This window comes from Oleiphilus sp. HI0086 (genome assembly GCF_001635225.1).
The window spans coordinates 1-221 of record NZ_LWFZ01000318.1 but is presented as its reverse complement, the minus strand read 5'-3'; the positions used below and the strand labels follow the sequence as shown (position 1 = coordinate 221).

The following is a 221-nucleotide window of genomic DNA, read 5'->3' as shown; positions in this document are numbered from 1 at the left end:
TTGCTACGGATAAGTCTCAGCCTGTGGAGGTGCAGTCTGTATGAGTGCCATGACACAGAACAATACACAGATCATTGCCACGAGTGGACGTTCCTTATCAGACTTTCATGGTGGTATTCACCCGGCGGAAATGAAGTCGCTATCGAGCGAGACAGCGATTACTGAGGCGGGCATTCCGCCACTACTTGTTTTACCTTTACAGCAACATATTGGTCAAGCCT

General features: G+C 48.9%; 1 protein-coding gene. It reads left to right on the top strand.

The window, feature by feature from the left end; genetic code table 11:
* Nucleotides 1–40: 40 nt before the first annotated feature.
* On the top strand, nucleotides 41–221 hold a 181-nt coding region (locus tag A3756_RS03940; RefSeq protein ID WP_231875478.1), incomplete at its 3' end, for a hypothetical protein.